This is a genomic window from Methylobacterium sp. WL18, from assembly GCF_008040015.1.
GTDB lineage: Bacteria > Pseudomonadota > Alphaproteobacteria > Rhizobiales > Beijerinckiaceae > Methylobacterium > Methylobacterium mesophilicum.
This window is the reverse complement of sequence record NZ_VRVD01000597.1, coordinates 1-2874: the sequence shown is the minus strand read 5'-3', so window position 1 is coordinate 2874 and position 2874 is coordinate 1. Positions and strand designations below refer to the sequence as shown.

Sequence of the window (2874 nt, the reverse complement as noted above, 5' to 3'; positions counted from 1 at the left end):
GCGCCACCGGGGCGGTCCCGAGCCGCGCCACCACGGTGCGGATCGCGGCGCCGACCTCGTCCTGGCGTGCGCGGTCCAGGGTGCCGCGGGAAAGGTCCTCCTGCGCGAGCAGCAGGCCGGCCAGAGCGACCTCGTCGTAATAGGTGACGAGCGCCCGCTCCTTGAGGAACTGCCAGCCCTGGTCGATCGCCTCGACCGGGTCGCCCGCCAGCATGCGCTGGTAGAAGATCTCCGGCGGCGCGAGCGCCGGCCGGTCGCCGAGCAGCACGTCGAGATACCAGAGGCGCTCCACGTGGCGGCCGAGCACCACCAGGCAGACGGTGAGCGGGGTGGCCAGCACCAGGCCGATCGGTCCCCACAGGAAGGTCCAGATCGTGGCCGCCAGGATCACGGCGATCGGCGACAGGCCGGTGGAGTGTCCGTAGAGCAGCGGCTCGATCACGTGTCCGGCGATCGGCTCCACCACCAGGAACAGGGCTGCGGTGGCGATCACCATGGTCCAGCCGGGATCGACCGCCGCGGCGAGGATCAGCGGCAGCAGGGCGCTGATCGCGGCGCCGATATACGGCACGAACCGCAGGATCGCGGCGAGCACGCCGAACAGGGTCGGGCTCGGCACGCCGATCAGCCACAGGCCGACCCCGATCACCACCCCGAAGGCGATGTTGAGGGCGAGCTGCGCCAGGAAGAACCGGCTGAGCCGGCTGGTCGCGTCGTCGATCGCCGCCGTCACCCGGCGCAGGTCCCCTGAGCCGCCCGCCAGCCGGATCGCCCGGTTCCGCAGGTCCTCGCGCTGGAGCAGGATGAAGATCGTGAAGATCAGGATCAGCCCGGTGGTGGCCAGCGGGTGCAGGATCGGGCCCGCGAAGGTCTGGAACGTCTCGACGACGCTCGCCCGGGCGGGGCTGATCTCCACGGTGAGCGGGTGCGTCCGGGTTCCCGGCTCGCCCTTGACCTCGATGGCGCCGGGCGGCTGCAGCGTGGCGCTCAGGTCCTGGACCATGTCGACCATGCGCGACAAGGTCCCGGCCCCGGCGGTCGCGCCGCGCAGGTCCTTGATCTTGTCGCGCATCACCAGCGTGTAGCGCGGCAGGTCGGATGCCAGCTGTGACGCCTCGCTGGCGATGAGGCTGCCGATCCCGAACAGGCCGCCGAACACGATCACCACCACCAGGAGCACCGCCGCCGCCCGCGGCACGCGGAGCCGCCGGAGGATGCGGACCGCCGGCACCAGGACGAAGCTCAGCAGGATCGCCAGCGTCACCGGCACCAGGATCTCGCGCCCGAGATACAGGGCCGCCATGATCGACACGACGAGGAGGGTGGAGGCCAGCGCGACGATGACCGGCAGGCCCTGCTTGAGGCGCTGGGCGGTGACGGGATCCTCGCTCACAAAGACGCTCCACTCTGATCGGACTGGGGGACGAGGCCGCCCCGCGACGGCGGAGCGGTTCGGATCGGGGCGCCTGCCGCGTCGGGCGGCCGTCAGCCGGCCTGTGCGGTCTCGCCCAAAGCGGCGCTGATCTGGCTGAGCAGCTTGGAGAAATCGACCGGCTTGGGATGGTAGTCGTCGCAGCCCGCCTGGATCGCCTTGTCCCGGTCCCCGGACATGGCGTGGGCCGTGAGCGCGATGATCGGGATCGCCCGCGTGTCGGATCCGGATTTGAGGGCGCGCGCCGCCGACCAGCCGTCGAGGACCGGCAGGTTCATGTCGAGCAGGATCACGTCGGGCTGACCCGACCGGGCCTGCTGCACGCCAGCCTCGCCGTCATGGGCCAGGATCACCTCGTAGCCGCGGCGCTTGAGGCGGCGGGACAGGAAGTCCCAGATCTCTTCATGGTCCTCGACCAACAGTATCTTCGCCATCAGAACTCGAATCCCCGGGTCGCGTCGCGCCGGCTGGCACCCCAACGCGCGGCAACGCACAAACGCCCAACGTCCCTGCCGCGATTCCGGTCCCTCCGGAAGTGGGCGCCTGGCGCGGAGGGGTGCAGCTCGGATCCGGATGTCTCATCGGGGCCGCCTGTCCCGGGCCCGGGGTGATGCCACAACCGCAGCCGTCGCCGCGCTGCACGATTGACCCGGACCTCAGGCAGGACGAAGCGTATCGCCGCGCAAATTACGGATCCCGGGAGGGTGCGACATGGCCGATACGCCGGACATCGAGTTCTATCACGCCCCCAATACCCGCTCGACCGGCGTGCGCGTGCTGCTGGAGGAACTCGGCGCCCCGCATCGGCTGCACGTGCTCAACATGCGGGCCGGCGAACATCTCGGGGACGCCTATCGCGCCATCAACCCGATGGCCAAGGTGCCGGCGATCCGCCACGGCGACGCGCTCGTCACCGAGCAGGCGGCGGTCTACATGTATCTCGCCGACCTGTTTCCCGCGGCCGGCCTGGCCCCGGCGCTCACCGATCCCGCCCGGGGGACGTATCTGCGCTGGATGGTGTTCTACGGCTCCTGCTTCGAGCCCGCGGTGATCGACCGCCATCTCAAGCGCGAAGCCGGGCCGCGGGCCATGTCGGCCTATGCCGACTACGACAGCGTGATCGCGCGCGTCACCGAAGCGCTGAATCCGGGGCCGTACCTGCTCGGCGACCGCTTCAGCGCCGCCGACGTCCTCTGGGGCAGCGCGCTCGGCTGGACGACGGGCTTCGGCCTGGTCGCGCCCGATCCGGCGCTGTCGGCCTATGTCGACCGGATTCGGGCCCGCCCGGCCTTCCGGACCGTGGCCGCCGCGGATGCGCGGCTCGCGCAGGAGCACGAGGCGGCCGCGCCGGGCGCGGCCTGAGCCACGATCAGGCGTCCTCGCTTGCGTCCCAGATGCCGGTGCGCGCGAGTTGCGCTGCCGGCTCGGGGGCGCTCCAGCGG

At 71.2% G+C, this 2874-nt stretch carries 3 protein-coding genes; 1 reads left to right on the top strand and 2 read right to left on the bottom strand.

Annotated features, from left to right (window positions below):
* Both FV228_RS25585 and FV228_RS25580 read right to left on the bottom strand, forming a co-directional pair.
* On the bottom strand, nt 1–1393 hold a 1393-nt coding region (locus FV228_RS25585; RefSeq protein WP_147857110.1), incomplete at its 3' end, for an AI-2E family transporter.
* Nucleotides 1394–1485: 92 nt separating this feature from the next.
* On the bottom strand, nt 1486–1866 hold the full coding sequence (locus FV228_RS25580; protein WP_058192055.1) for a response regulator: 381 nt from the start codon (nt 1864–1866) through the stop codon (nt 1486–1488).
* 277 nt (nt 1867–2143) lie between these two features.
* On the opposite strand from FV228_RS25580, the gene FV228_RS25575 reads away from it, so the two are divergent.
* Complete coding sequence (locus tag FV228_RS25575) at nt 2144–2794, top strand: glutathione S-transferase family protein (protein WP_147857109.1); 651 nt, start codon at nt 2144–2146, stop codon at nt 2792–2794.
* Nucleotides 2795–2874 lie beyond the last annotated feature (80 nt).